The organism is Gimesia maris, from assembly GCF_008298035.1.
Taxonomy (GTDB): Bacteria; Planctomycetota; Planctomycetia; order Planctomycetales; family Planctomycetaceae; genus Gimesia; species Gimesia maris.
This window is the reverse complement of sequence record NZ_CP042910.1, coordinates 4,835,678-4,861,197: the sequence shown is the minus strand read 5'-3', so window position 1 is coordinate 4,861,197 and position 25,520 is coordinate 4,835,678. Positions and strand designations below refer to the sequence as shown.

Here is a 25,520-nt window from a genome sequence, read left to right as displayed (position 1 = left end):
AACTTGATAAAACGTTGAGGAATCAAATGAGAATAGCAACCAGTCTTGCTGTAGTGATTTGTGCAATGATCATGGCAGCCCAGCCACTTCCGGCACAACGGGGGCCTGCGAATGTCGATGTGGCAAAGATCGTCGAACGTGAAGTTGCCTCGGGCCAAACCTTCGTGGGGACTGTAATGCCCATTAAACGAAGTGTGATTGGCAGTGCTGTCGGTGGGCGTGTGGCAGAGTTTCCCGTGAATGAAGGAGACTTTGTTCGTGCCCGGCAACCATTGGCTCAGTTGCTGACGAACACAATTAACCTCGAATTGGATTCCGAAAAAGCGACTCTTGATCTGCGAAAAGAGGAATTGAATGAACTGGTAAATGGAACGCGACCCGACGAAATTAAACGGGCGAAAGCATTAATGATGGCTGCGAAAGCAGACAGTGAATATCAGCAGAAACGTCTAAAACGCCTGGAATCACTGTATGCCAGAAAAGCAGTTAATGATGATGATATTCAGGCGGTCGTGTCCGAATCAATTCGCGCAGAAGAAATGTTTTCGGAAGCGGAAGCTGCTTATAAGCTGGCCGTAGAAGGTCCCCGCAAGGAGCAGATTGCGCAGGCGAAGGCCCGGGTAGCCGTTCAACAGGCGCTGGTCGACAAACTCGAAAGCCAGGTTGTCAAACATACAATCATCTCCCCCTTTGATGGTTACGTGGTTGCGGAACATACTGAAGTTGGTCAATGGGTGAATTCAGGAGAACTGGTCGCAGAAGTGATTGCTCTGGATCACGTTGATGTCAGTGTGCAGGTCCTGGAAAATCATGTACCGCATGTTCAACTGAAATCGGAAGTCCGGGTCGAAATCCCCGCCATTCCCAATCAAGTCTTTACGGGCGAAGTGGTAATGATTGTGCCACAGGCAGATATCAGAGCACGAACATTTCCGGTGAAGGTTCGTCTTAAAAATGAGATTAGGAAAGACGGCCCATTGCTGAAATCAGGTATGCTGGCGCGGGCTGTTCTCCCTACCGGTCCCAGGTTGAAGGCGTTAATGGTTTCCAAAGATGCTCTCGTTCTGGGAGGACCGACTCCTATGATCTATGTGGTGGAGCCAGGAAAGAAAAACTCCAAACTGGGTAAGGCACGTGCGGTTCCCGTACAGGTAGGCGTAGCTGATGGCCGTCTGATTCAGGTGAAAGGGGACCTGGAGAGTGGGGGCTATGTGGTCATTCGAGGCAATGAACGTTTACATCCCGGGCAGGATGTCATGATCTCAAATGTCCTGGAACCCGATGCCCTACCCACAGCCAAAGCCATTAATACTGACGGTTAAAGAGGAACAACAATGAATCTGATTAATGCCATTGTACATAATCCCGTCAAAGTGACAGTGGGCGTGTTGATGACCGTATTGTTCGGCCTGGTTTCTCTGACGCGCATGCCGATGCAACTGACGCCCGAAGTACAACGTCCTACAATTACAGTCGAAACGCGCTGGCCTGGTGCCAGTCCGCAGGAAGTGGAACGTGAAATTGTACTGGAGCAGGAAGAACAGCTAAAGAGCGTGGAAGGTATTACCAAACTGAGTTCGGAAAGCGCGGATTCTAAAGGGACCATCACGCTGGAGTTCCTGGTTGGTACCAACATGGATGAAGCCTTACTGAAGGTGAATTCCCGTCTGCAACAGGTTCCCGAGTATCCAGAAGACGCCGATCAGCCAATCATCAGTACAGCGAATGCTGCAGATCGCCCGATTGCCTGGTTCATTCTCAGCAGTCGTCTGCCTTCTGATGAAAAAATTGTCGCATTTCAGGAGGCCCACCCGGAAGTCAAAGAACAGCTTGAGATCGTTCGCAATACTCCCAATCCGGGGCTGGCGATGCTGCGGTTGCGTCTGCTGGCTGAAGAATATCCAGCAGTTCGTGGTGGAATTCTTCCTGAAAAAGATATCGAAGTCACGAAATTACGGCGTTTCGCAGAAGACGAAATTGAAGCGCGATTCGAACGTGTTTCAGGCGTTTCCCAGTCAAACGTATTAGGTGGTCTGGAAGATGAATTACAGGTGGTGGTGGACTCCGAGCAACTGGCGGCACGGCAGTTAACGATCAGTGATGTTCGCAATGTGCTCAGAGGTCAAAATGAGGATACATCGGCCGGTGACTTCTGGGAAGGGAAACGTCGCTGGGTCGTGCGAACGCTGGGACAGTTTCGAAATAAAGAAGAAGTTGAGAATCAGTTGCTTGCGGTCAGTAATGGTGCGCCGGTCTATGTGCGAGATGTAGCAGAAGTACGTCTGGGTTACAAAAAGCCAGATGGTCTGGTCAGACGGTTTGGTGAGTCGAGTATTGCAATCAACTGTGTCCGTGAAACCGGTGCCAATGTTCTGGATATCATGGATGGCTTGCGAGAAGCGGTCAAAGACATCGACGAAAATATTCTCAAACCACGTGGGCTGCAACTGGTGCAGGTTTATGATGAAACCGATTATATATATTCTTCAGTCGACCTGGTGAAGAACAATATCTTTATCGGCGGTGCACTGACCATGATCGTATTGATGTCATTTCTGCACCTGGGTATGCGTACGCTGATCGTCGTGCCTTTTATTATTGTTACAGCCGTCGCTGCGACTTTTATCTCTCCCTGGTTTTTTGCTGTCAGTCTGGCATTGATTATTGGGTCTGGATTCTGGTTTGCCCGTGGAGCATTAGTGGTCGGATTGGCGATTCCGACCAGTATCATTGGTACCTTCCTGATTCTGGGCGCGCTGGGGCGTTCCTTAAACGTAATCAGTCTGGCTGGTCTTGCTTTTGCGGTCGGGATGCTCGTCGACAACGCAGTGGTCGTGCTGGAAAATATTTATAGACGTTATTCACTGGGAGAATCTCCTTTTCAGGCGGCGATTAAGGGGACACAAGAGGTCTGGGGCGCAGTTCTGGCCTCGACTTTAACGACCATTGCCGTATTCCTGCCTGTGGTTTTCATTGAGGAAGAAGCGGGGCAGTTATTTCAAGATATCGCGCTGGCTATTAGTGCAGCCGTCGGTCTGTCACTCATTGTTTCGATGACTTTGATTTCAACTGCTTCAGCACGTCTACTGCATAAACGAGATGACCAGGGGCTTGAAGACCACCAGATTTCCAGTCACCCGGAAGATGATATTGATCAAACCGTGAAAAAAGGCGCTCTGCATCGTGCTGTTATTGGGCCGATTGAATCAGGCGGCGCCTTATTTGTGAAGTCGATTGTGGGTATGAATGCCTGGATTCAGAAAGGGATTATGAGACGACTGGTTGTGGTCTGCCTGCTGGTGGGAGCCGCGGTTGGTGTCAGCTGGCAGTTATGGCCGAAAGTGGAATATCTGCCGACCGGTAACCGGAATCTGATTTTCTGTATTTTAATTCCGCCTCCCGGCTACAACCTGAACCAGTTGATGGAACTTGGGGAGTCGGTTGAGTCAGATCTACGCCCTTACTGGGACATTGACCCGGAGAGTGATGAAGCAAAGCAACTGAATTATCCTGTCATTGGAGACTTTTTCTTTGTGGCACGTGGACGTCAGGTCTTTATGGGGATTCGCGCTTTTGATTCTCAGCGTGTTGCGGAACTGATTCCCCTGGTGCAGCAGGCAGGATCAAAACTGCCCGGGACTTTTACCGTAGCAAAACAGTCCAGTCTGTTTGAACAGGGATTGACTGGGGGACGGACAATTGAAATCGAAATCATAGGTCCCGATCTTGAGAAGCTGGTTGCTATGGGGGGGCAGATTCTGGGGAAATCCAAGCAAATGATCCCCAATGCACAGGTACGTCCGATTCCCAGTCTCGATCTTTCCAGTCCGGAAGTACATATCCAACCGAAATTGATGCAGGCTGCTGAAAATAGAGTCAGTAGCGCCGATCTCGGGTATACGGCCAATGCGCTGATTGATGGTGCATTTGCTGGCGATTACTACCTGGGCGGAGATAAAATCGATCTGACGATCATCGGTCAATCACGTCATATTCAGAATACTCAGGATGTGGCAGCCCTCTCGGTAGCAACTCCGGATGGTAGACTGGTTTCATTAGGAGCTTTGGCGGATGTGGAAATCACAAGTGGGCCGGAACAGGTGAATCATCGTGAGCGGCAGCGTGCGATTACGATTGAAGTGTCGCCCCCTGAAGAAATGGCGCTGGAAGATGCCATGGATCAGATTCAGTCAGAAATCGTTCAGCCGATGCGCGAAAACGGACAGCTGGCAGGCGGCTATCGTATCAACCTTTCCGGTACAGCCGATAAGCTACGCGATACCTGGGCGGCTTTGCAGTTTAATGTACTGCTGGCGTTGATGATTACCTACCTGTTGATGGCGGCATTGTTCGAATCGTGGCTGTATCCGCTGGTTATTATATTCAGTGTGCCCCTCGGCGCGGTCGGTGGAATTCTGGGGCTCAGTATTCTGAATCTATTCATGCTGCAGACTCTGGATGTGCTTACCATGTTGGGCTTTGTGATTCTGATCGGAACGGTGGTGAACAACCCGATTCTGATCATTCACCAGTCTCTGAATCATATCAATGAGGATGGTATGACTCCCCGGGAAGCGATTCTGGAAAGTATCCGAACCCGTATTCGGCCGATCTTTATGACAACTACCACAACCGTGCTGGGCCTGTTACCTCTGGTTTTGTTCCCCGGAGCAGGAAGTGAACTCTATCGCGGACTGGGAAGTGTGGTGCTGGGCGGTTTGATTGTTTCCACTCTGTTTACACTGATACTGGTTCCCACGCTATTCAGTTTAACGATGGACGCCAAAGCATGGGGACTGAATCTGTTACGACCCGGCACATTTAAACGGCCTCAAGAAACTGCTGCATCTCCTGAGGTGGAAGTGGAATCGAAGGAAAATGTAACTGTATAAAACGAGCTTGCCTGGTAGTGCCGGGTAAGCTGTCCTCATAGAATACATTATGTGACAGCGCGGATTGGGGGTGATCCCAGTGCTCACTTCCCTTCCGGAGGGAAAGTAGACATGTTCTGTGAAGTCATTCGGATTCGCCCAGGCAGAAAACTCCTTTTGTAGTGTGAAAGTATCAAAACTGTGGTGCGTGCTATCTGGATCAGTGTGATACTTCTGACTGTGGGATTGACTACCTATTTTTCAGGAATGCTGGAGCAGGAACCAGACGCGATCTTTCAACGGGCATCTTATGCATTCCGCATGGGTAAAAATGAAGAAGCGAAACAGCTTGTGAATCAGTTGCTCGATACTCCTTCACACCAGGTTCCGGCAGCCATGCTGGGGGCTGAGATCGCGGTCAAAGAACGTAAGCCGGTTGAGGTCATTTGGTATTATGAGCATGTCCCCGATAATGGCAGTCGTGAGTCATTAAAAGCCAGAACCCGTTCCGGCGAACTCTATCTGTTTCAGCTGAAACAGCTGTCAAAAGCACAGGATGAATTTTTACGAGCGCAGAAGTCGTTTCCCGATGATTCACACCTTCTTGAGCGGTTATCTTACCTGTATGGACTGACCGCGCGTTCCTGGGAAGCGGTTCCAGTCAGGATCAAACTGCTTAAACAGGACCGTATTAATCCCCTGATTCTCTATCTGCTGGCAATGAGTGACCGGTCTCTGGAAAATCCACAGCTGATTTCTGAGTATTCAGAAGTGGCACCGGAAGATCCACTGGTTCAACTTGTTGAAGCACGGCAGGAAATGGACCGGCAGGAATATGCCGCCGCGGAAGTACGATTGGTGAAACTGGTTTCGGCTCAACCCGAACTGAGTCAGGCGCAGGTATTACTGGGGCAAATTCTGTTACTGAACAATGAAGAAAATCTCTTCAGGAAATGGCAGGGTTCCCTGTCAGATCATGTTCGCCAACATCCCGATATCTGGAGTATCGAAGGACAATGGTATCAGAAACAGGGGAAAACGGACTTAGCCATTCGTTGTTTTGCAGAAACGCTCAAACGGGATTCAACGAATTCGACAGCCTGCTATCAACTGGGACAACTGTTGAAACAGGCGGGAAATCAGAATGCGGAGAGACTGCTGGAGTACGCGAAGAAACTGCAGAAGTATGAAGGGCTCGTCAAAGTGGTCTATGGTGATAGAGATCTTCAGGTTGCGCCGCAGATGGTCGCGCTGGCAAAAGAGCTGGGCTTGTTCTGGGAAGCGTATGGCTGGAGTCGGGCTTCACTGCTGATCGACCCTCAACTGGAGTGGGCTCAGATAACGATGCGTGATCTTGAACCTGAACTGACCGGCTTGGAACTGACCAGAATGATTGCAGGCAGGAATCCTGTCGCGCAGTTAGCGCTCCCCATACAGAAGTCGGTTTCAGGGGAAAGAATGACAGAGCCAACAATTCGGCGCGATGAGGAGGATGTGATCTCTTCCATCTCGTTTGAGGAAGTTTCTGAAGTGGCGGGGGTTTCCTTTCAGTATTTTAATGGCCATGATTGGCCTGGTACTGATCATAAAATGTATGAATTCACCGGCGGGGGAGTTGGCGTCCTGGATTTTAATGCGGATGGCTGGCCTGATCTCTATCTGACACAGGGAGCCACTTGGCCTGCGAATGAACAGCAGAAGCAATATTATGATCGTCTGTTTGAAAATCAGGGAGATGGAACATTTCGTGACGTAACTGGTTCAACGGGAATTTTTGAAAACCGATTCAGTCAGGGCGTTACGATCGGAGATCTGAATAATGATGGTTTTGATGATATCTATGTGGGTAACATCGGTTTCAATCGACTGTATCTGAATAATGGAGACGGAACTTATACAGAATCAGATCAGGCGAAAGGGGCAGAGGACGACTGGACAACCAGTTGTCTGATTGCTGATTTGAACGGCGATGGCGGACCGGAGATTTACGCTGTCAATTATCTCACCGGAGATGATATTTTTGATCGCGTCTGTCAAACTGTTGATGGATCATTGAGGTCCTGTATGCCTTTGAACTTTCCCGCGGCACAGGATCAGTTATTCGAGAATATGAATAACGGTCAGTTTGAAAATATTACTTCATCTTCTGGTATCCAGGTCGCTGAGGGAAAAGGGCTGGGAATTGTTGCAGCGGATCTGAAGGGGAAGGGGTTTCCTGATCTGTTTATCGCCAATGATGCGGTTGCTAATTTTTTTATGGTGAACCAGGGAACGGGAAAGACAACATTCCAGGAAGAGGCACTGTTGTCAGGACTGGCTTTCAACGCGCAAGGGCGAACAGAAGCCTGTATGGGGGTTGCAGCGGGTGACGCTGATACAGATGGTCTGCTCGATATTTATGTGACTAACTATTTCCGGGAAACAAATACGTTATACCGACAGCTTTCTCCTGATTCGTTTATTGATGGAACGCAGCGGGCGAATATGGCCGATACGACCCTCTATCAACTTGGATTTGGAACACAGTTTCTGGATGCGGACCTGGATGGTCTGCTGGATCTACTGATTGTCAATGGGCATGTCGAAAATCTGTCTGCCGACGCGGTTCCCTGGCAAATGAAGCCCCTGTTGATGTTGAATCGGGGGAAAGGAATATTTCAGGAATTGCAGATACCTGAATCAGGGCCATTTTTTCAACAGAAGAGGTTGGGAAGAGGGCTGGCTCGACTCGACTGGAATCGAGATGGCCTGGAAGAGGCGGTAGTGGGCAGTCTGGATCAGCCAGTAGCTCTGCTTAAAAATACGACAAAATCACACGGTCATCGGCTTGTCGTTACTCTGACGGGGACCAAATCCAGCCGCGATGCCATTGGCACAACAGTGCGATTGAAAAGAAATGGGCAGACACTCGTGCGTCAATTGACAGCCGGCGACGGGTATCAGGCGCGGAATCAACGTGATCTGGTTTTTGGAACTGGCACGATCACGACTGATGTGCAGCTCGAAGTAAGCTGGCCTTCAGGTCTGAAGCAGGTTTTCGAAGGGATCGCCGTTGATCAGGAGATTCAACTGATCGAAGGGCAGGCAGCACCATCTGTCAAACGAATCTACGAATGAGATGTCCTGAGCGGTGCGCAGGGATTCGGATTATTCGAAATCGATGCCGAGGCGATACTTCAACTGATCCAGCTCTTCAATAGATTCATCACTGGATGAGTGCACGTGTTCTGCCTCTGTGATAAATTTCAGGTCGGTGATATGTGGGATCCCATATTCGTCCAGTGTCTGTTCAAACTGTTCAATTCCCTGGCCATACATAATCAGCAGCTTGTGTTCATCGAACTGAACTTCCAGAGGAATCTGTGGGTTCAAAACAGCAATTCCCGCACAGCCATCATTCAGGAGCAGGTCTTCGTAATCGTAGAGCGTACTTTTCAGAACAGGCAGATCCATGTGTTCGCGATACAGGTCCTGATGCTGGTTGTTAGAACCGTCGTGGCTGGTTTCCAGTACGACATCGACTTCATGTCCCAGCGGATCCAGCAGGTCAATAAAGAGGTCAAACAGGATTTCCCGGGAAGCGGACGCCATCAGGACAGGGATTTTAATCCCGGTCTCTTTATCGGTGTAAACATCGTGACGATAGCCTGCCTGAGGTACGACTTCCAGGTCGTAAGAAGGACGGATGGCATCAGTCAGCATGAAGTTGCCATATTTGGCAATTCTCAAATGTGTTTCCAGCTGATCTTCCGAGAGACTTTCGAAACTGCTGCGCGCTTTACCGGCGGCATTATCACGATAAGTCGTCTTCAAGAATCGTTTCAAAAATCCCATAATTCAATCTTTCCCCCTCACGACAGGCAACAATCATGTCACCAACCGGGCTGGAACAGCCCATGTATTGCTTAATGTTTTGGTTTGTTGTGTTGACTGGTCAGTAAGTTCATTACTGCTGCTGGCCCGGAACGAACTGCAATCAAAAAACTCTAGCACGCAAAATCAGGCGCGGTCTGAAGTACTCAGGATCTTGTCTGCTTTTTTGCTGAGTTTGAGGCAGGAAAGCCGGAAGGATGAGATACAGAAGGAGTTCCAGACAGTTAAAAGATCCGGTTATGCTGATCAGACAAGTTACCGGATCTGATTTGCAGGACCAAAACGGTCAAAACTGATGCATTCCCTCTGATTGTTACGATACATCGGAGTCAGAAAAAAATACAAAGCGTTTTGTATTCAAATGTTATATAAGTGACTGCTTAATAGTGGTTTAAGATGATTTATCGGTCTTGTTTCTGAACAGGATACATCCCTTGCCAGATCCAAAGACTATTTACAAAAACACATTGCAGTGAATCCGGATGCTTACTAGAATCCGACCCCCTCTCTCCCGTTCTGAATTTGTGAACTCCACAACGATATCCTGAATCTCACAACTGAGTTGTACAGCCACGGATGGTTAAATGGGTTGTTCTACCCCCTTTATTCAATCTGAAAATCGCTTAAGATTCTTACTGATACATTTAGTGTGTCTGTGGGGGTTGACGGGCATTGTGTATTCGGCTGAAGACAGCGAAGTGGAAACACTTTATCTGAAGAGTGGCGAGTATTTTTCAGGTGAAAGCATAGGTTTTGAGGATGGAAACATTTTGTTCCGGCTGCCGGACGGACAAGTGCACTCCATTCTGCTCGAGAACGTCGATCGTCTGGAATACCAGGAGGCCGGTACCCAGTCAGGTAAGGATGATCAACTCCTGATCAGTAATGACAATGCAGAACTACCACCATTACCCTCAATGATCAATCAGGTTCCTGTACCTGAGCCATTGGGAGTGGCCCCCGATCTGGATGAGGGGGTGGATGAAGAATCGGCTTTCGGTCAAATCACAGAATACTCCGATCAATGCTGGGAGTATGTCGAAATCTGGACAAAACGATTCGAACTGGGGGGGTCATATCTGGCGGGGAATACCGATCGTAGTTATGTCACAACTGGACTGAACCTCGAAAAATCTGACAATAATAACTTGTTTGAATTTGAAATTGGTGGTCGCTGGGGGCAATCGAATGGAGTTCGGGATGCCAATCGCTGGTATGGAAATGCCACTTTAGATATCGCACGCTCGACTAACTGGATCGTCTTCTTCACGAATAAAAATACATACGATGAATTCGAAAATCTGGACTGGCGCGGCACGATTTCATCTGGTCTGGGATATCGGTTTATTAACGAAGATGATCGACGACTGATTGTGCGTATCGGTCCTGGTGGAACGCGCGAAATTTATAACAGCCCCACCTTAAAACGAACCACGTTCGATATATTTGCAGAGCTTGAGTTCAAGTATCCACTTTCCGATCACATCAAGCTGGAACATAAGCAGACCTGGACTCCCAGTGTAGATATCGCACGGATTTTACGTGTCACTACCGAAACCGGTCTGTTGTTCAAACTGGATAATCAGGATCGCTGGAATCTGCGAGTGGGGCTGCTGCAGATTTATAACTCGTTTCCCAACGCCGGACGCAAAAAAAGCGACTATACGGGAAGTGTCTCACTGGTTTATACGCGCAAATAATTGTCTCAATTGCTGCCGAGTTTATTTGGGTTTTCCCAGTTTAACAGTCAGTTTGACCCGTTTTCCCTCACGTAGGACTGTCACTTCTACCTCCTCTCCTGGGGAGAACATACGCAGTGCCAGATCGAAGTCATCCAGTCCGTCGATTTTTGTTTTTCCCATTTTGACGATCGTGTCACCGGCTTTCAGACCCGCTTTATCAGCAGGGCTTCCGGGAGAAGCACCGGAAATATGATAGCCGGGACCTTCGCCCCCAAAATCAGGAATACTGCCAAAATAAGGACGATTGCCAGAGCGCATCGTCGCAGCAGGGCGTTCGATTTTCACATACTCAGGACGTTTCGGGTTTTCGGCAGTCGCTATGGCGATCTCCTCCAGGAAACCGACCACTCGCTGCATGCCGGGGATGTTGATTTTGTCCCAGTCATCGGAAGGTCGATGATAGTCGCTGTGAGTGCCGGTAAACAGGTGGAGCACGGGGATTTGCTTACCGTAGAAGGAACTGTGATCACTGGGACCAAAACCCTCTGGTTTGAGTGAGAGCTTCAAATCGTATGTTTTTGCTGTTTCCTTAACCAGTTTTTCCCAGCGGGGAGCCGTTCCCGTACCGAAGACCGTGAGTTTATCATCGGTCAGTCGCCCGACCATATCCATATTCAACATGGCAACGGTATTCTTGATATCAAACACAGGGTTTTTGACATAATGCGCGGAACCAATCAGCCCTCGCTCTTCGCCGGTAAATGCAATAAAGACGATTCGACGCGGCAGTGGTGTTTTACGGGCTGCCAGTTTACGTGCCAGTTCAATGAGCGCGACGGTTCCGGAGGCATTGTCATCTGCTCCGTTATGGACGTCTGTCGAACCGGGGGCCAGTGAGCCTTCGCCTCCATATCCCACGTGATCGTAGTGGGCTCCAATCACGATTGTTTCATCAGCATGCGGGCCTTTTCCTTCGAGCACGCCAATCACATTTTTGATTTCCGTACGTATCTGTTCGACAGAGATTTCACCTTTGGCTTTCCAGTCTGTCAGGGCGAAACTTTCCGGTTTCAGATCTTGATCAATGTTCTTTTCCAGTTCCTTCAGCAGGGGCTTTCCGGCGGCTTTGAACAGCTGGTTACAGGCATCTATGGAAATATGCGCGATCGGTATAGAGCGACCATCACCACTGCCGGCGTAACCGAACTCCATCAGCTTATCGAACTTTGCATCTTTTAAAACCTGGCGCGCCTGTTGAATATCATGGAGTGCTTTTTTGAGTTCGCGTTCTGCTTCTTCCTGTTTTTTTTCGTTCGCTTTTGACCAGTTATCTGTCGCTGTAATCAGTTCTTCGACGGCATCCTGTTCCAGTTCTTTCGCTTCCTTTTTATTTTCCTCGGTAGAATAGTAGTCATTCACGAACAGAATCGCTTTGGCTCCTTTACCGAAAGCCGTGCTGACCTTATACCGCAGGGCAGCATAACGGGAGATTCCATGGGCGCCGGCAAACGGGCTTTTTTTATCTCCCTGTTGAGGCGTCCGCCGCATGATGATCACGACTTTGTCTTTGACGTCCACATCAGCGTAATCATTGTATTTCAGATCGTCAGCATCAATGCCATAACCGCAGAATACCAGTTCCGCATCGAATTTTCCCGAGCCTCCAAAAGAGCAGGCGCGAAAATCATGGTCGTATTTCAGGGGAATCGTTTTTCCGTCCGGGCCCGTCAGTTCCAGCTGGTTCACCGGTCCCAGTTTACTACCGGTATTGATCGTGAATTTCTGGAACGCACCCTCTTCGATGACCTTTACATTCAAACCGGCCTGTTGAAACTCTCTGGCGATAAAATCTGCAGCCTGGTTAATGCCTTGTGTATCGACACCGCGTCCCTCCAGCTCGTCAGATGCCAGGTATTTGATCGCATCCAGCATACGTTTTCCACTGGTAGAATCGGGTTCTGATTGGGCTTTGACCTCGGGTTTGACGGGGCTTGCAGGAGTTTCACCGTATACGAGAGAAGAGTCTGAGTTGGAAAACAGGCTCAAACTGACCAGTGTGAATAAACAGGCTCTGTAACCAATGATATTAATTGCAGATTTAATATTCCAGTCAGACATAAAACCTCTTTCTCTTTTGATTTGTCTGTAAAACAGGACTTTACGTACTACGTCAACAATGGCGCGCGTGTTGGAATGACAAGGCGATGTCCCCCGTCATTCAAGTTACCGTATGTTCTATTTTCGCATTTGCCAGACGGAATGGAAGTCAGTCCCCAGGATTAAATGGAAAATCAAAGTGGATCTCAACTCATTTTGACTGTTGCATTTATGTGGAACAAGCCTGAACTGGCGATTTGATGGGGGAACGGTTAGAGTTTATTTTTTATACAGACTTGAGACCCCCGATTGATAATGGAACCATCAATGGAGATTTCCACAGCAGCGCTAATCGACTGTGGTCTACCAGCACAGGACGCGACACAGCTGGTTGATTTACTGAAACAGATCCCCGTCACATCGGAGAAGGAACTCTGGCATTTTCTGATTACAGAAGTCCTGACCGCAGAGATCCCGTTCAGCGTTCATCAATATTTGTACCAGCATGTTTTTGAGAAATGTATTTCAAACGGTGAGCCGGCACCAGCCTGGTTTCCTGGTGAACGGGAACACAATCATTCTCATCTCGCGGAATGGGTGTTTGATTTGAAACTGGATGGTTTTGCTGCCGTTTACGACTGGTCAGTTTCTAACCGGGTGGAATTTACGGCGAAGTTATTAGAATCTCTGAGAATCCAGTTTCGGGAATCACCTAAGCAGATCATGGATCTGCACGCTGGTGTCGAGCAGATTGAGTGGCTCAGGGGTGCGTCGTTGAACATCGTGGAATCCTGTCTGCGGGAGAAATCAGAGCAAATCGCGATTCTGTTCCAACGCAGTACCGACGAAGTACAGCAACTCAGTTATCGGGAACTGAGAGCATTAACAGCGCGAGTAGCGAATGGTTTAACAGAGGCGGGCATCGAACCGGGGGAACGTATTGCCGTAATGTTGCCGATGACTCCTGAATCGGTGGCCATCTTCCTGGGGATCATTGCTGCCGGTTGTGTAGTCGTCACTATCGCAGACAGTTTTTCCGCCGAAGAAATGCAGGTGCGTCTGAAAATTACCGCACCTCGGCTGATCTTCATTCAGGATGTCATTACCCGTAATGGACGTCAATTGCCCTTGTATGCGAAACTGGAATCCTTGTCTGAGTTACCGGCGGTCGTGCTGCCGGAATCGGCATCGCATACCGTTTCACTTCGCGAGCATGATCAACTGTGGTCGGATTTTCTCTCAGCGAGCCTGGAACTGAACTGTGTGCCCCGAAAACCACAGGATGAAACGACGATTCTGTTTTCGTCGGGAACAACGGGCAATCCCAAAGGCATCCCCTGGGATCAGACAACACCGATCAAATCAGCGGGTGATGGGTATCTACATCATGATATTCATGCAGGAGACATTGTCTGTTGGCCGACCAATCTGGGGTGGATGATGGGACCCTGGCTTGTGTACGCCGCGTTGATCAATGATGCCACGATTGCTCTGTCAGATGCTGTGCCCACCAGTCGCCGGTTTTGTGAATTCGTTCAGAATGCAGGCGTTACCATGCTGGGACTGGTGCCAAGCATCGTATCGGCCTGGCGAAGTCAGGAAACGACCGCGGGACTGGACTGGTCTCACATCAAGGTTTTCAGCTCCACAGGTGAGTGTTCGAATCCAGATGACATGTTGTGGCTGATGTCACGTGCCGGATACCGTCCTGTGATTGAATATTGTGGGGGAACGGAAACTGGAGGCGGATATATCACGGGGACCGTCCTCAAACCAGGCGTTCCCGGTCTGTTCTCCTGTCCGGCGCTCGGTTTTGAATGGCTGTTATTAAACGAAACTGGCAAGGAAACTGCAAATGGCGAAGTCTTCTTTGTTCCCCCCGTGATTGGACTCTCAACGCGATTGATCAACCGGGATCATCATGAAGTCTATTATGCTGATATTGCACCAGGACCCGACGGTCAGGTGCTCCGCCGTCATGGTGACCAGATTGAAGCGTTACCCGGCGGCTACTTTCGGGCGCATGGACGCGTTGATGATGCCATGAATCTGGGAGGGATCAAGGTCAGCTCTGTACAGATTGAAGAGCTGTTGACGCAAACTTCTGGAGTGCGAGAAGTCGCTGCGATTGCGGTTCCTCCTTCAGGAGGAGGACCAGGCCAGTTGGTGATTTTTATGGTGATGCAAGAAGGAGCAGCATTTGTCGCAGCAGAGATACAGCAGCAGATGCAGCAGATCATTCGCAGTCAGCTCAATCCGCTTTTCAAAATCCATGCCGTTCGAGAAATCGAACAATTGCCCCGAACCGCATCTAATAAAGTGATGCGGCGAAAATTACGTGATTTATATCAGAATGAGGAATTATGAGTCAGCAGAAACAGACAAGAGTCGCCGTACTCAGTGCCGCCCGCACACCGATCGGTGCTTTCAACGGGGCTTTTAAAGATCTCTCCGCAGTCAACCTGGGAACGATTGTCGCTAAGGAAACATTGAAACGGGGGCAACTGAGTGCCTCACAGGTCGATGAGGTATTTCTGGGGCAGGTATTTACGGCGGGGTGTGGTATGAACCCGGCCCGGCAGGTGGCACTCAACGCAGGTATGCCATTCGGCGTGCCCGCGACCACGGTGAATATGGTGTGTGGTTCTGGTTTGAAATCAGTCGCTTTGGGTGTGCAGTCGATTCTGTGTGGCAATGCCCGCGTTGTGCTGGCAGGGGGCATGGAAAGTATGAGTAATGCTCCGTATCTGCTGCAGGGTGCCCGCAGTGGTTACCGGATGGGAAATCAGCAACTTGTGGATTCCATGATTCACGATGCCTTGTGGGATGCCTTTTACGACTGTCACATGGGAATAACGGCTGAAAACCTTTCCGAGAAATATGATATCTCCCGCGAGGCACAAGATCGCTATGCGGTTCAAAGTCAGGAACGCTGTCAGGCAGCCATCGAAGCCGGGAAATTCGAAAAGGAGATCGTGAGCGTTCACGTCACGAGCAGGAAAAAAGAAGCAACCCTGGTCACTGACGATGAATATCCCCGCAAAGGGACCAGTTATGAAACGATCTCCTGTTTACGGCCTGCGTTTAAACCGGAAGGTACTGTGACAGCTGCGAATTCCTCTGGAATCAATGATGGTGCCGCGACTTTGCTGATTGCTGGCGAAAGTTTTGTTGAAGACAATAAACTGCAACCCCTGGCTTGGATTCGCGCGTTTTCCAATGTAGGGCTGGATCCACAATTTATGGGCATGGGACCCGCTCACGCAGTCGATGCACTATTGAAAGCTGAAAAACTTAAACTGAAAGATATTGGCTTGCTGGAAGTGAACGAAGCCTTTGCGGCTCAAACTCTGGCTGTCGGTAAAACACTGAACTGGGATGAGGAGCGGGTGAATGTGAATGGCGGAGCGATTGCCCTGGGACACCCCTTGGGAGCCAGTGGTTCGCGGATAGCGGTTAGTCTATTGCACGAGATGCAGAAGCGGAAGACACAACATGGGATTGCTTCGCTGTGTATTGGCGGAGGCATGGGGATTGCCATGTTATTCGAAGCGGCGTGAGTGATTTAGTCATCAAAAGAAAGTATAAGGTCAGATGCAGGAAATCGGAATTCTAGGAGCTGGATTGATTGGTGCCAGTTGGGCTACTTTTTTTGCAGCCCAGGGGCTGAGAGTTCGCATCTTTGATGTGAATAACACCGTCAAACAGCAGGCGCAGGAGCTGTCTGTACAAAATCTGCAACGTCTGGCAGATCTGGAACTGATTTCTCGCAAGGATGCTGCAACAGCAGAGGAGAAGCTGAATGTCGTTGATTCTCTGGCGGAACTGCTGACTGACGTGGAATATGTGCAGGAATCGGTGATTGAAGATTATGAAATTAAAGCAGACGTCTATCAGCAATTCGAGCAGTATGCTCCAGAAGCAGCAATTCTGGGTAGCAGTTCTTCAGGATTGTTGATGACGCGGATGCAGACGGTGATGCAGCATCCCGGACGGGCATTGATCGCGCATCCTTTCAATCCGCCGCATCTGATCCCGCTGGTGGAACTCGTTCCCGGCGAACAGACTGCTACTGAAACAATGGAAACAGTCAAAGAATTTTTTCAGGGACTGGGAAAACATCCCGTAATCCTGAACAGGGAAGTCCCTGGACACATTGCCAATCGACTGGCGGCGGCGGTCTGGAGGGAATCACTCTCACTGCTGGATGCGGGGGTCGCCAGTGTAGAAGACATTGATGCTGCACTTTGCAAAGGACCCGGTCTGCGGTGGGCGCTGATGGGCCAGCATCTGATTTATGAACTCGGCGGTGGGGCAGGCGGATATCAGAAGTTTATCGATACGATCGGGGCTTCTTTTGAAGCATACTGGGAGGATATGCAAAACTGGACAAGTATCCCCGAATCCGCAAAGTCGAAGGCAGTTTCCGGAACACAGTCATATCTGAATCAGAAAAACCGTAATGAATGGGCTGCCTGGCGAGATGAGAAACTGGCCCGCATTCAACAGATTATTAGTGAGGAGAAGTGATGTCTTTACCTCGAACTGCTTTGATTACAGGAGCCGCGAGTGGTATTGGTGCCGAAATTGCCCAGACTTTGTTTCGAGAAGGTTGTCATGTGGTGATTGCTGATCGGAATGAACCAGACTATCTGGCGAGCCTCAGTGCGGAAGATCAACGAACACGGTTCATTTCCATAGATCTGTCCCAAGCGGCTGATTGTCAGTCACTGGTTGAACAAACTATGAAAGAATTCGGATCGATTGACATTCTGGTCAACAATGCGGGATTTCAGCATGTGGCCCCGTTGGAGGATTTTCCGGAAAGTGTATGGGAAAACATGCTGCAGGTCATGCTGACCGCGCCGTTTCTATTAACGAAATATGTCCTACCCGGCATGAAGCAGCAGGGGTGGGGCCGCGTTATTAATATGGGTTCGATCCACTCCCAGGTAGCGTCGCTCAATAAAGCTGGTTATATCGCGGCGAAACATGGTCTGGTAGGTCTCACAAAATCGACGGCTCTGGAAGGAGGGCCGTTTCAGATTACTGCGAATGTCATTTGTCCCGCGTACGTCAGGACACCACTCGTCGAACAGCAGATCGCTGCGCAGGCAGAGTCACTGGGAATCAGTGCAGAACAGGTCGAAAGTCAGGTCTTTCTGAAAGCGTCTGCGACCGGGAAAATGATCGAACCTGCTGAAGTTGCTGCGATGGTCTCTTATCTGTGCTCTGATCAGGCGAAGTCAATCACCGGTGCCTGCTGGACCGTTGATGGCGGTTGGACTGCTCAATAATTCGGGGGCGTGTTCAAGCAAAGGCGGTCCGAAATCACGAAAATCAGCCGATAAGTCATTTATTTAACATTGCTTAGACAGGGTTGACGTATTAAGGTGTGTTTATGTAAGCGGCTCAATTGGTTACCTGTTGGAATTCCATTTCAAAGAGGTGAGAGATGCTGGTCCGACGGTGGTTTCTCCTGGCCTTGTTCGCGGTTATTTTTACGCAGCCGGTATTTCCGGCGGAGAAGGTTGCTCCCGTTGAAGCCAGAACTCCCGAACAGCTGGCAGTGGAAGGACTACGGCGATTCTGTACGAATCTGCAGACAAATAAAGATGGTAGCGCTCGTCTCGTCCGGTTAAGCAAACCGCATGTCACACTTGAAGCATTGAACCAACTGGAACAATTCCCTCGACTCGACTATCTGGCAATGGTCTGTCCTCATCTGGGTGATGAAGCTCTCCTGTATATTCGAGATCTGACGAACCTTGATACCCTGATGCTCTCCGAATCAGCGGTTGGTGATTCGGGTTTGAGTTGTCTGAAGAAACTCAACAAACTGGAGCGGCTTTATCTGGACAATACGAAAGTCACCGATGCCGGTCTACAGCATTTATCTTCCCTGAAGCAACTCAAGGTGCTTTCCTTGCGAAATTTGAATGTAACCGACCAGGGAATGCAGACGCTGGCAGATCTGAATAATCTGGAAGTGCTGTTTCTGTCCGGAACGCAAGTAAGCGATGCCGGATTGAAATCGCTTACGGAACTGAAACAACTGAAAATTCTCTATCTTGCACGGACCGCAATCACAGGTTCGCAATTGTCAGCATTGAATACATTAGAGAGCCTTGAGCACCTGTCGCTGAATCGAACGAAATTACAGCCAGTTGTAGTGGATGCATTATCGGGTTTGACTCAACTGAAAGGTCTGGAGATCCAATATACGGGACTGGGTGAATCCTCTATTCAACAACTCAAAAGGAACTTGGAAAAGACGAACATATTTACTGGTGAGAAGTCAGATGCTTCAACCACACCTGTCTTATTTGCTGGATCAGATTCCATTCAGTTGAAAGCTGTTTTACCTCCCATTCAGGAACGTATCTCAGCCGGTGAAAAACTCAAGCCTGATTTCCAGCAGCATGTCATTCCGCTGCTGGGACGACTGGGGTGTAACAGTCGGAACTGCCATGGATCGTTTCAGGGACGTGGTGGTTTTCAACTGTCGATGTTTGGCTACGATTTCAAACTGGATCACGACAACCTGCTGAAACGGATTGACAAAGCACACCCTGAACAGAGCCTGGTGTTGAACAAGCCCACTTCGGAAGACGAACATGAAGGGGGCGTACGACTGCCGCCGGGTGGCTGGGAACAGAGTCTGTTACGAGAGTGGATCAAAGCTGGGGCAAATAAAAATGAGAAAAACTCCCCCCGGTTTATTCGTCTGGATGTGACGCCGCAGCAGGTCGTTTTTTCTGAAAAAGGAGAGGCAGTCTCCCTCAATGCCATCGCGGTCTGGTCGGATGGCACTCGTGAAGATGTGACCTGCCTGACCCGATTTGAATCCAAAGATGATAGTGTGGCTGCAGTCACTCCGGAGGGAATCATTCACTCCCGGGGTCCCGGGGATACGTACGTCATTTCCTATTATGACAACGGCATCTTTTCAACTCAGGTCATTCTGCCTGTTAAGAAGTATGAAGACAATCAATATCCCGATGTACCGACGCCGACCAAAGTGGATCAGCATGTCATCAACAAGTTGCGTAAGCTCGGAATTCAGCCATCGGAGTTGTGCACAGATGAAGAATTTCTCAGACGTGTCAGCCTGGATATGACAGGTACGCTGCCTGCACCAGATGAAATACGAGAGTTCCTCAAGGATACGTCTACAGAAAAACGAGCGCAAAAAATCGAGGAACTGCTTGAGCGTCCTGCGTATGTCGCGTGGTGGAGTATGAAACTCTCCGATCTCACGGGGAGTAATGCCGGATATCTTGGCGGGACCGAAATGGCACAACCGGTTGCCGGTCAATGGAACGCCTGGATTCAGAGGCGCGTAGAGGACAACATCGGCTGGGATCAAATCGTCTCCGGTATCATCTTGGGAACCAGCCGACTGCCCGGACAGACCTTTGAAGAATTCATGGCCCAGCAGAGTGAGTTTACCAGTATTAAAGATCGGGCCGACTTTACTGCGCTGGATAACACTATGCCACACTATTGGGCGCGGGGGAATATGACGGTTCCCTCAGATAAAGCGCTGGCCTTTGGTTATACCTTCCTGGGAATGCGGCTGGATTGTGCGCAATGCCATAAACATCCGTTCGATGAATGGTCGAAGCAGGATTTCGAACTCTTTACCGAATTCTTTACCCGGATTAAATTTGGCGTGCCCCCAGATGCAGCTGTGCTGCATGAGCAGACGCGGAATATGCTGGGGGTTCCCGTGAAATTGAATACAGCTGCGTTACGGAGACAGAGTTATTTACGAATCGCAGCGGAAGGACGATCAATTCCCTGGCGCGAGGTTTATATTGAACCTGCCAAAACTGAAAAACAGGTTGCCAAACTGCTGGGGGGAGAGGAAATTGATATCAGTGAGAGCAATGATCCACGAGAGCTGTTGATGCAGTGGATGCTGAACGAACCGAATCACTATTTTGCCAAAGCATTTGTGAACCGGATCTGGGCTCACTATTTCAATGTCGGTATTATCAATCCACCGGACGATCTGAATCAAGCGAATCCGCCCAGCAATAAGGCACTGCTTGATTATCTGGTGAATGGGTTCATTAAGAGTGGATATGATATGAAGTGGCTGCATCGGACGATTGCCAACAGCCGCACCTATCAGCTCAGCTGGCGGCCGCATCTGACGAATCGAAAGGATACGCGTAATTTCAGTCACGCGGTACTGAGACGCCTGCCGGCGGAAGTTGCCATCGATGCCATTCTGCAGGCTACAGCCAGTGAGAAACAGTTGGCAAAACTGGCGACCCACACAGATCGGCGTAAAATTACACAGCATCCGCTTTCCTATCAGACCCGTGCTATTGATTTTTCTCTGCTGGTTTTTGGAAAACCTTTACGAACTACCAATTGTGATTGCGAACGTCAGGATGAACCGACACTCCTGCAGTCGCTGTATGTGCGTAATGATTCGGAAATGCTGGGCCACCTTACACGTTCCGACAGCTGGCTGATGGAACTGAAGGGAAAATCATTCACACAGTCTGAACAGGGAATGCTGGTCACAGAGGCGTATCTGCGCACGCTTTCTCGATTACCGGAAGAATCAGAATGGAAAGAAAGCCTGAAGCATTTGCAAAAAACGGAAACAGTTCAGGAAGGTTTGCATGACCTCTTGTGGGTGTTACTCAATACTCAGGAATTCATTACCAATCATTAATTCAGTGAGACAGATGGGAAAAGATCGTTCCCGGAGAGAGCAAAGATGATGAATCAACAGGAAATCAGTAGACGCAGCGCATTACAGATTGGATTTCTGGGAGGGCTTGGATTATCGTTGCCGGGATTTATGAAGTTGACGGCAGCCAATGCTGAGTCTGCGGTTTCGAAGACCAGAAAAGCGGATGCTGTCCTGTTCCTGAATCTGGCGGGAGGTGTTTCGCATCTGGATACGCTGGACAGGAAACCTGATGCGCCGAGTGAGACGCAAGGAGAGTTTCAATCCATTCAGACGTGTCTTTCCGGATTTAATGTCTGTGAGTACATGCCCAGGTATGCGGCGAAAGCGGATCAGTTTACTTTGATTCGAGGCATCTCTCATTCGGCGGGTGCTCATCCCCAGGGGCAATCCTGGATTTCTACGGGGAATCGACCGGTACCCGCGTTGATTTATCCCTCACTCGGTTCGGTGGTCAGTAAGGAAATCTCAAGTAAGCCGGACCTTCCGGGTTATGTGGCGATTCCCAAAACCGAATGGAATGCCGGCTATATGGGGGATGCATATGCGCCCTTTAAAACCAACACTGTTCCGCGACCGGGACAGCCTTTTCAGGTTCGAGGAATTTCTCTACCTGAAGGTCTCACGCTGGAAAAGGTCAATCAGAGACAGCAGTTGCTCGATAAACTGAACCGACGTTTTAAAAACGAAGCGACCGAGAGCCAGTTGCTGGAAGCATTAGACCAGTTCGGCTCACAGGCATATAACATGATCACTTCAAAACGGGCACGGACAGCTTTCGATGTGGAACAGGAATCAAAGTCGATTCGTAACCTGTTTACACCCGATGAATTTAACCAGTCTGTCTTTCTGGGGTGTCGCCTGATTGAATATGGTGTGCCTTTTGTGACGGTCACCTATGCTGGCTGGGATACGCATACAGAAAACTTCGCCGGTCATCGTCGGTTATTACCTGCATTGGATGGTGGAATGACGGCGGGACTGGAAATGTTGAAGCAGAAAGGGTTACTGGAACGAACCCTGATTGTAATTATGGGCGAGTTCGGCCGCACACCTAAAATCAATGTCAATGCAGGTCGCGATCATTATCCGCGCGTGAACTGGTGTCTGATGACGGGGGCTGGAATCAGACCAGGTCAGTTCATCGGTGGAACAACCAAAGCTGGAGATGCGCCTGATGAAGGTACTGAGATCAAGCCCGATGATATCGCTGCGACAATCTATCACAGCCTGGGGATCGACCCACTGATGGAGTACTTCACCAATACCGGCCGTCCCACGATGCTGGTCCCCCACGGTCGAGTCATGCAGGAATTGTTTGCCTGAACCCATCTGGGACAGAGATTTCAATTTCAGCTCTCCTGATGGTTATGATTGATTTGTATCACAGCCTGCGGTCTAATAAGGTGATACGAATTCGTGAATCTAAGCTGATGCTGAATCTTTCCTGTATTGCATCGGATTCTCCTGTGTACGAGGCCGCTCCGTGATAAGAACTCTGATCATCGCTCTATCGGTGTATACATTGCTGCCTGCTCTTTTATCTGCTGCAGACGCGATATCGAAACCTAATATCGTATTGATTATGGCTGACGATTTAGGGTATGGCGACCTGAGCTGTTACGGGAGTCAGAATTGCAATACCCCTCATCTGGATCGGCTGGCTGCCAATGGTATCAGATTTACTGATTTTCATTCCAGCGGAGCAGTCTGCAGTCCCACACGAGCAGGCTTGCTGACTGGCCGCTATCAACAGAGAGCCGGGATTGATGGAGTGGTCTATGCGAACCCGAAGAAGAACCGACATCATGGTTTGCAGAAAAATGAAATCACGCTGGCACAATGCCTGCAGGATGCGGGTTACCAGACAGGCATGTTTGGCAAATGGCATCTGGGTTATCAAAGACAGTACAATCCGACATTTCGTGGGTTTCAGCAGTTCGTGGGGTACGTGAGCGGGAATGTTGACTATTTTGCCCATCTGGATGGGACCGGAGTATTTGACTGGTGGCATAACGCTGAGTTGAACCGTGAAGAGCAGGGGTATGTGACGCATCTGATCAATGATCATGCCCTGGAGTTTATTCGTCAGCAACAAGAAAAACCATTTTTTGTCTATATCGCACATGAAGCCGTGCATTCTCCCTATCAGGGACCCCATGATCAACCGATGCGCAAAGAGGGGGGCGGCGATATCAAGTCTGCGAAACGAAAAGATATCGCGAATGCCTACCGTGAGATGAATACCGAGATGGATAAAGGCATCGGACAAATAGTCGATGTCTTAAAAGAAGTGAACCTGACTGAAAAAACATTCATTTTCTTTCTGTCCGATAATGGTGCTAACAAGAATGGTTCGAACGGAAAGCTGCGTGGTTTCAAAGGCAGTCTCTGGGAAGGGGGGCATCGTGTGCCAGCGATTGCCTGCTGGCCTGGGCGGATTCCTGAGGGAACGGTGTGTGATGAGCCCGTCATCAGTATCGACTTGATGCCTACCATTCTGGAATTGGCAAATGCGAAAATCCCTGCGGGACACAAGCTGGATGGGGTCAGTCTGGTTTCATTATTAAAAGACCGGAAATCACTTGTGCCCCGCCAGATATTCTGGGAATACAATGGCAAATCTGCAATGCGACAGGGGCATTGGAAACTGGTTCTGAATCAGACTCGTAAAGAACCGATTGAGTTGTATGATCTCACTCGAGATATGTCAGAATCAAAAAATCTGGCTGACAACCAGCCACAACGAGTTCAGCAAATGCAATCTGCACTCGCTGCCTGGAAGTCAGATGTGCAGAAAACCGCAACAACTCAACCTGAAAAATAAATCGTAAACTGCTGGCAGGAGAACCAAACATGCTGCGTTTCATATTCTTGATCTTTTTACTGTTACCTGTTTGCCAGCTGAAAGCCAAAGCGGCTTCGGATTCATTACAGGCGGGAGCGGCGAAATACGATATTACACCGCGAAGCTTTCCCGTCTCAATGACAGGGAGCTTTCAGGATCGAAAGGCGCAGTCTGCGCATGATCCATTGCATGCTCGAGCTCTGGTTTTAAAGAGTGGTGATACCAGTATTGCTTTTGTTGTTTGTGACATCTGCCTGATTTCCCGCGAGATATTCGATGCCGCCAAGCAGCAGGCATCTCTCAAGACCGGTATTCCCGCCAGCAATATGCTGACTTCAGCTACTCATACGCATACCGCTCCGACTTCCGTTCCTCTGGCACAATGCCACCCCAGTCCGGAATACGTGCAGTTTCTGACAGAAGGAATTGCCCAGTCCATCGTCAACGCGCATGCCCGCCTGGAACCGGCTCAAATCGCCTGGGGAGTTGCACAGGAACCAGCAGAAGTGAATAATCGGCGGTGGTATGTCAAAGAAGGGGAGATCCAACCTAATCCCTTTGGAAAGATGACCGACAAAGTCCGAATGAATCCCCCACGTGGAAGCGATATTCTCATCAAGCCAGCTGGTCCCATTGATCCGGCGATTTCCTTTCTTTCGGTTCAGACTGCCGAAGGACGACCTCTCGCGTTGCTGGCAAATTATTCCCTGCATTATGTGGGGGGAATTCCGCCGAATCAGCTCTCTGCCGATTATTTTGGAGAATTTGCCCGTCAGATCAAAAAGAGGTTGGGAGGAGACGAAACTTTTGTGGGCATTATGTCGAATGGCACGAGTGGAGATATCAATAACTATAATTTCAGGGAACCTCGTCCCCGTGCGGCGGCTTTTGAACGCGTGATTGCCGTGGCGTCTGTGATTGCTGATAAAACATATGATGCGGTAAAAGATCTAAAGTATCGAAGTGATGCAGAAATTGTCCTGCAGGAACGGACTCTGGATCTGGGGATTCGTAAACCGGATCAGGGAGAGCTGGAGTATGCTAAAAAACTGTTAGCTGCCGCCAAAGACCCCGACCGCTTAACCACCAACGAAGTCTATGCCAGGGAAACAGTCAATATTGATAAAGGGCCCGGTACCGTGAATATCAAACTGCAGGCACTGCGAATCGGCGAGTTGGGAATCGTAGCGATACCCTGTGAAGTATTTGCGGAGATCGGTCTGGAGATAAAACAGAAAAGCCCGCTTAAACCAACTTTTGTTATTGCGCTGGCAAACGGCTATAACGGTTATCTTCCCACTCCGGAGCAACACGTACTGCAGGGGTACGAGACCTGGAGATCAAGCTGGAGTTATCTGGAAGTGGATGCCTCAACCAAAATCAATCAGCAGATCTTTCAGATGCTGAATCAGATTTCAGACTGAATTCAATTTTGT

General features: G+C 49.4%; 14 protein-coding genes. 12 read left to right on the top strand and 2 right to left on the bottom strand.

The window, feature by feature from the left end; genetic code table 11:
- Positions 1 to 26 precede the first annotated feature (26 nt).
- The 3 genes from GmarT_RS17780 (at position 27) to GmarT_RS17770 (ending at position 7,988) form a co-directional block, all read left to right on the top strand.
- Positions 27 to 1,322, top strand: a complete 1,296-nt coding sequence (locus GmarT_RS17780; RefSeq protein ID WP_230682477.1) for an efflux RND transporter periplasmic adaptor subunit — start codon at positions 27 to 29, stop codon at positions 1,320 to 1,322.
- 12 nt (positions 1,323 to 1,334) lie between these two features.
- On the top strand, positions 1,335 to 4,892 hold the full coding sequence (locus GmarT_RS17775; protein WP_002645577.1) for an efflux RND transporter permease subunit: 3,558 nt from the start codon (positions 1,335 to 1,337) through the stop codon (positions 4,890 to 4,892).
- Positions 4,893 to 5,096: 204 nt separating this feature from the next.
- Positions 5,097 to 7,988 carry an FG-GAP-like repeat-containing protein gene (locus GmarT_RS17770; protein WP_149303042.1) on the top strand — a complete coding sequence of 964 codons (2,892 nt, stop codon included), beginning with the start codon at positions 5,097 to 5,099 and terminating at the stop codon, positions 7,986 to 7,988.
- 30 nt (positions 7,989 to 8,018) lie between these two features.
- Here the strand turns inward: GmarT_RS17770 and GmarT_RS17765 are convergent, their stop codons facing one another.
- Entirely contained in the window at positions 8,019 to 8,705 is a 687-nt protein-coding gene (locus GmarT_RS17765) for a hypothetical protein (protein ID WP_002645580.1), read from the bottom strand.
- A gap of 686 nt (positions 8,706 to 9,391) precedes the next feature.
- Between GmarT_RS17765 and GmarT_RS17760 the strand changes: the two genes are divergently transcribed.
- The gene (locus tag GmarT_RS17760; RefSeq protein WP_044237120.1) at positions 9,392 to 10,444 is read left to right on the top strand and encodes a DUF481 domain-containing protein; all 1,053 of its coding nucleotides are present in this window, start codon (positions 9,392 to 9,394) and stop codon (positions 10,442 to 10,444) included.
- Positions 10,445 to 10,465: 21 nt separating this feature from the next.
- On the opposite strand, the gene GmarT_RS17755 is transcribed toward GmarT_RS17760, so the two are convergent.
- Positions 10,466 to 12,544: a M20/M25/M40 family metallo-hydrolase gene (locus GmarT_RS17755; protein WP_002645582.1), complete on the bottom strand. Its 2,079-nt coding sequence runs from the start codon at positions 12,542 to 12,544 to the stop codon at positions 10,466 to 10,468.
- Between the two features lie 306 nt (positions 12,545 to 12,850).
- Here GmarT_RS17755 and GmarT_RS17750 point away from each other — a divergent pair, with 306 nt between their 5' ends.
- The 8 genes from GmarT_RS17750 (at position 12,851) to GmarT_RS17715 (ending at position 25,508) form a co-directional block, all read left to right on the top strand.
- The gene (locus GmarT_RS17750; RefSeq protein ID WP_002645583.1) at positions 12,851 to 14,890 is read left to right on the top strand and encodes an AMP-binding protein; all 2,040 of its coding nucleotides are present in this window, start codon (positions 12,851 to 12,853) and stop codon (positions 14,888 to 14,890) included.
- Positions 14,887 to 16,083 (top strand): acetyl-CoA C-acetyltransferase, encoded by a 1,197-nt coding sequence (locus GmarT_RS17745; RefSeq protein ID WP_002645584.1) that lies wholly within the window; start codon positions 14,887 to 14,889, stop codon positions 16,081 to 16,083. The genes GmarT_RS17750 and GmarT_RS17745 overlap by 4 nt, the downstream gene beginning before the upstream one ends.
- Positions 16,084 to 16,117: 34 nt before the next feature.
- On the top strand, positions 16,118 to 17,053 hold the full coding sequence (locus GmarT_RS17740; RefSeq protein ID WP_002645585.1) for a 3-hydroxyacyl-CoA dehydrogenase NAD-binding domain-containing protein: 936 nt from the start codon (positions 16,118 to 16,120) through the stop codon (positions 17,051 to 17,053).
- On the top strand, positions 17,053 to 17,820 hold the full coding sequence (locus GmarT_RS17735) for a 3-hydroxybutyrate dehydrogenase (RefSeq protein WP_002645586.1): 768 nt from the start codon (positions 17,053 to 17,055) through the stop codon (positions 17,818 to 17,820). The genes GmarT_RS17740 and GmarT_RS17735 overlap by 1 nt, the downstream gene beginning before the upstream one ends.
- Before the next feature lie 158 nt (positions 17,821 to 17,978).
- Complete coding sequence (locus tag GmarT_RS17730) at positions 17,979 to 21,218, top strand: DUF1549 domain-containing protein (protein WP_002645587.1); 3,240 nt, start codon at positions 17,979 to 17,981, stop codon at positions 21,216 to 21,218.
- Positions 21,219 to 21,263: 45 nt separating this feature from the next.
- Complete coding sequence (locus GmarT_RS17725) at positions 21,264 to 22,562, top strand: DUF1501 domain-containing protein (protein WP_044237126.1); 1,299 nt, start codon at positions 21,264 to 21,266, stop codon at positions 22,560 to 22,562.
- Positions 22,563 to 22,722: 160 nt separating this feature from the next.
- A complete protein-coding gene (locus GmarT_RS17720) occupies positions 22,723 to 24,063 on the top strand; it encodes a sulfatase-like hydrolase/transferase (protein WP_052301239.1) in 1,341 nt (446 codons plus the stop codon).
- Positions 24,064 to 24,092: 29 nt separating this feature from the next.
- The gene (locus GmarT_RS17715) at positions 24,093 to 25,508 is read left to right on the top strand and encodes a neutral/alkaline non-lysosomal ceramidase N-terminal domain-containing protein (protein ID WP_002645590.1); all 1,416 of its coding nucleotides are present in this window, start codon (positions 24,093 to 24,095) and stop codon (positions 25,506 to 25,508) included.
- The last annotated feature ends 12 nt before the right edge of the window (positions 25,509 to 25,520 follow it).

What these genes read in the sequence shown, in the direction of transcription:
- GmarT_RS17780 (WP_230682477.1), top strand. Translation starts at nt 27, where the DNA reads ATGAGAATAGCAACCAGTCTTGCTGTAGTGATTTGTGCAATGATCATG.
- GmarT_RS17775 (WP_002645577.1), top strand. Translation starts at nt 1,335, where the DNA reads ATGAATCTGATTAATGCCATTGTACATAATCCCGTCAAAGTGACAGTG.
- GmarT_RS17765 (WP_002645580.1), bottom strand. Translation starts at nt 8,705, where the DNA reads ATGGGATTTTTGAAACGATTCTTGAAGACGACTTATCGTGATAATGCC.
- GmarT_RS17755 (WP_002645582.1), bottom strand. Translation starts at nt 12,544, where the DNA reads ATGTCTGACTGGAATATTAAATCTGCAATTAATATCATTGGTTACAGA.
- GmarT_RS17750 (WP_002645583.1), top strand. Translation starts at nt 12,851, where the DNA reads ATGGAGATTTCCACAGCAGCGCTAATCGACTGTGGTCTACCAGCACAG.
- GmarT_RS17745 (WP_002645584.1), top strand. Translation starts at nt 14,887, where the DNA reads ATGAGTCAGCAGAAACAGACAAGAGTCGCCGTACTCAGTGCCGCCCGC.
- GmarT_RS17740 (WP_002645585.1), top strand. Translation starts at nt 16,118, where the DNA reads ATGCAGGAAATCGGAATTCTAGGAGCTGGATTGATTGGTGCCAGTTGG.
- GmarT_RS17735 (WP_002645586.1), top strand. Translation starts at nt 17,053, where the DNA reads ATGTCTTTACCTCGAACTGCTTTGATTACAGGAGCCGCGAGTGGTATT.
- GmarT_RS17730 (WP_002645587.1), top strand. Translation starts at nt 17,979, where the DNA reads ATGCTGGTCCGACGGTGGTTTCTCCTGGCCTTGTTCGCGGTTATTTTT.
- GmarT_RS17725 (WP_044237126.1), top strand. Translation starts at nt 21,264, where the DNA reads ATGATGAATCAACAGGAAATCAGTAGACGCAGCGCATTACAGATTGGA.
- GmarT_RS17715 (WP_002645590.1), top strand. Translation starts at nt 24,093, where the DNA reads ATGCTGCGTTTCATATTCTTGATCTTTTTACTGTTACCTGTTTGCCAG.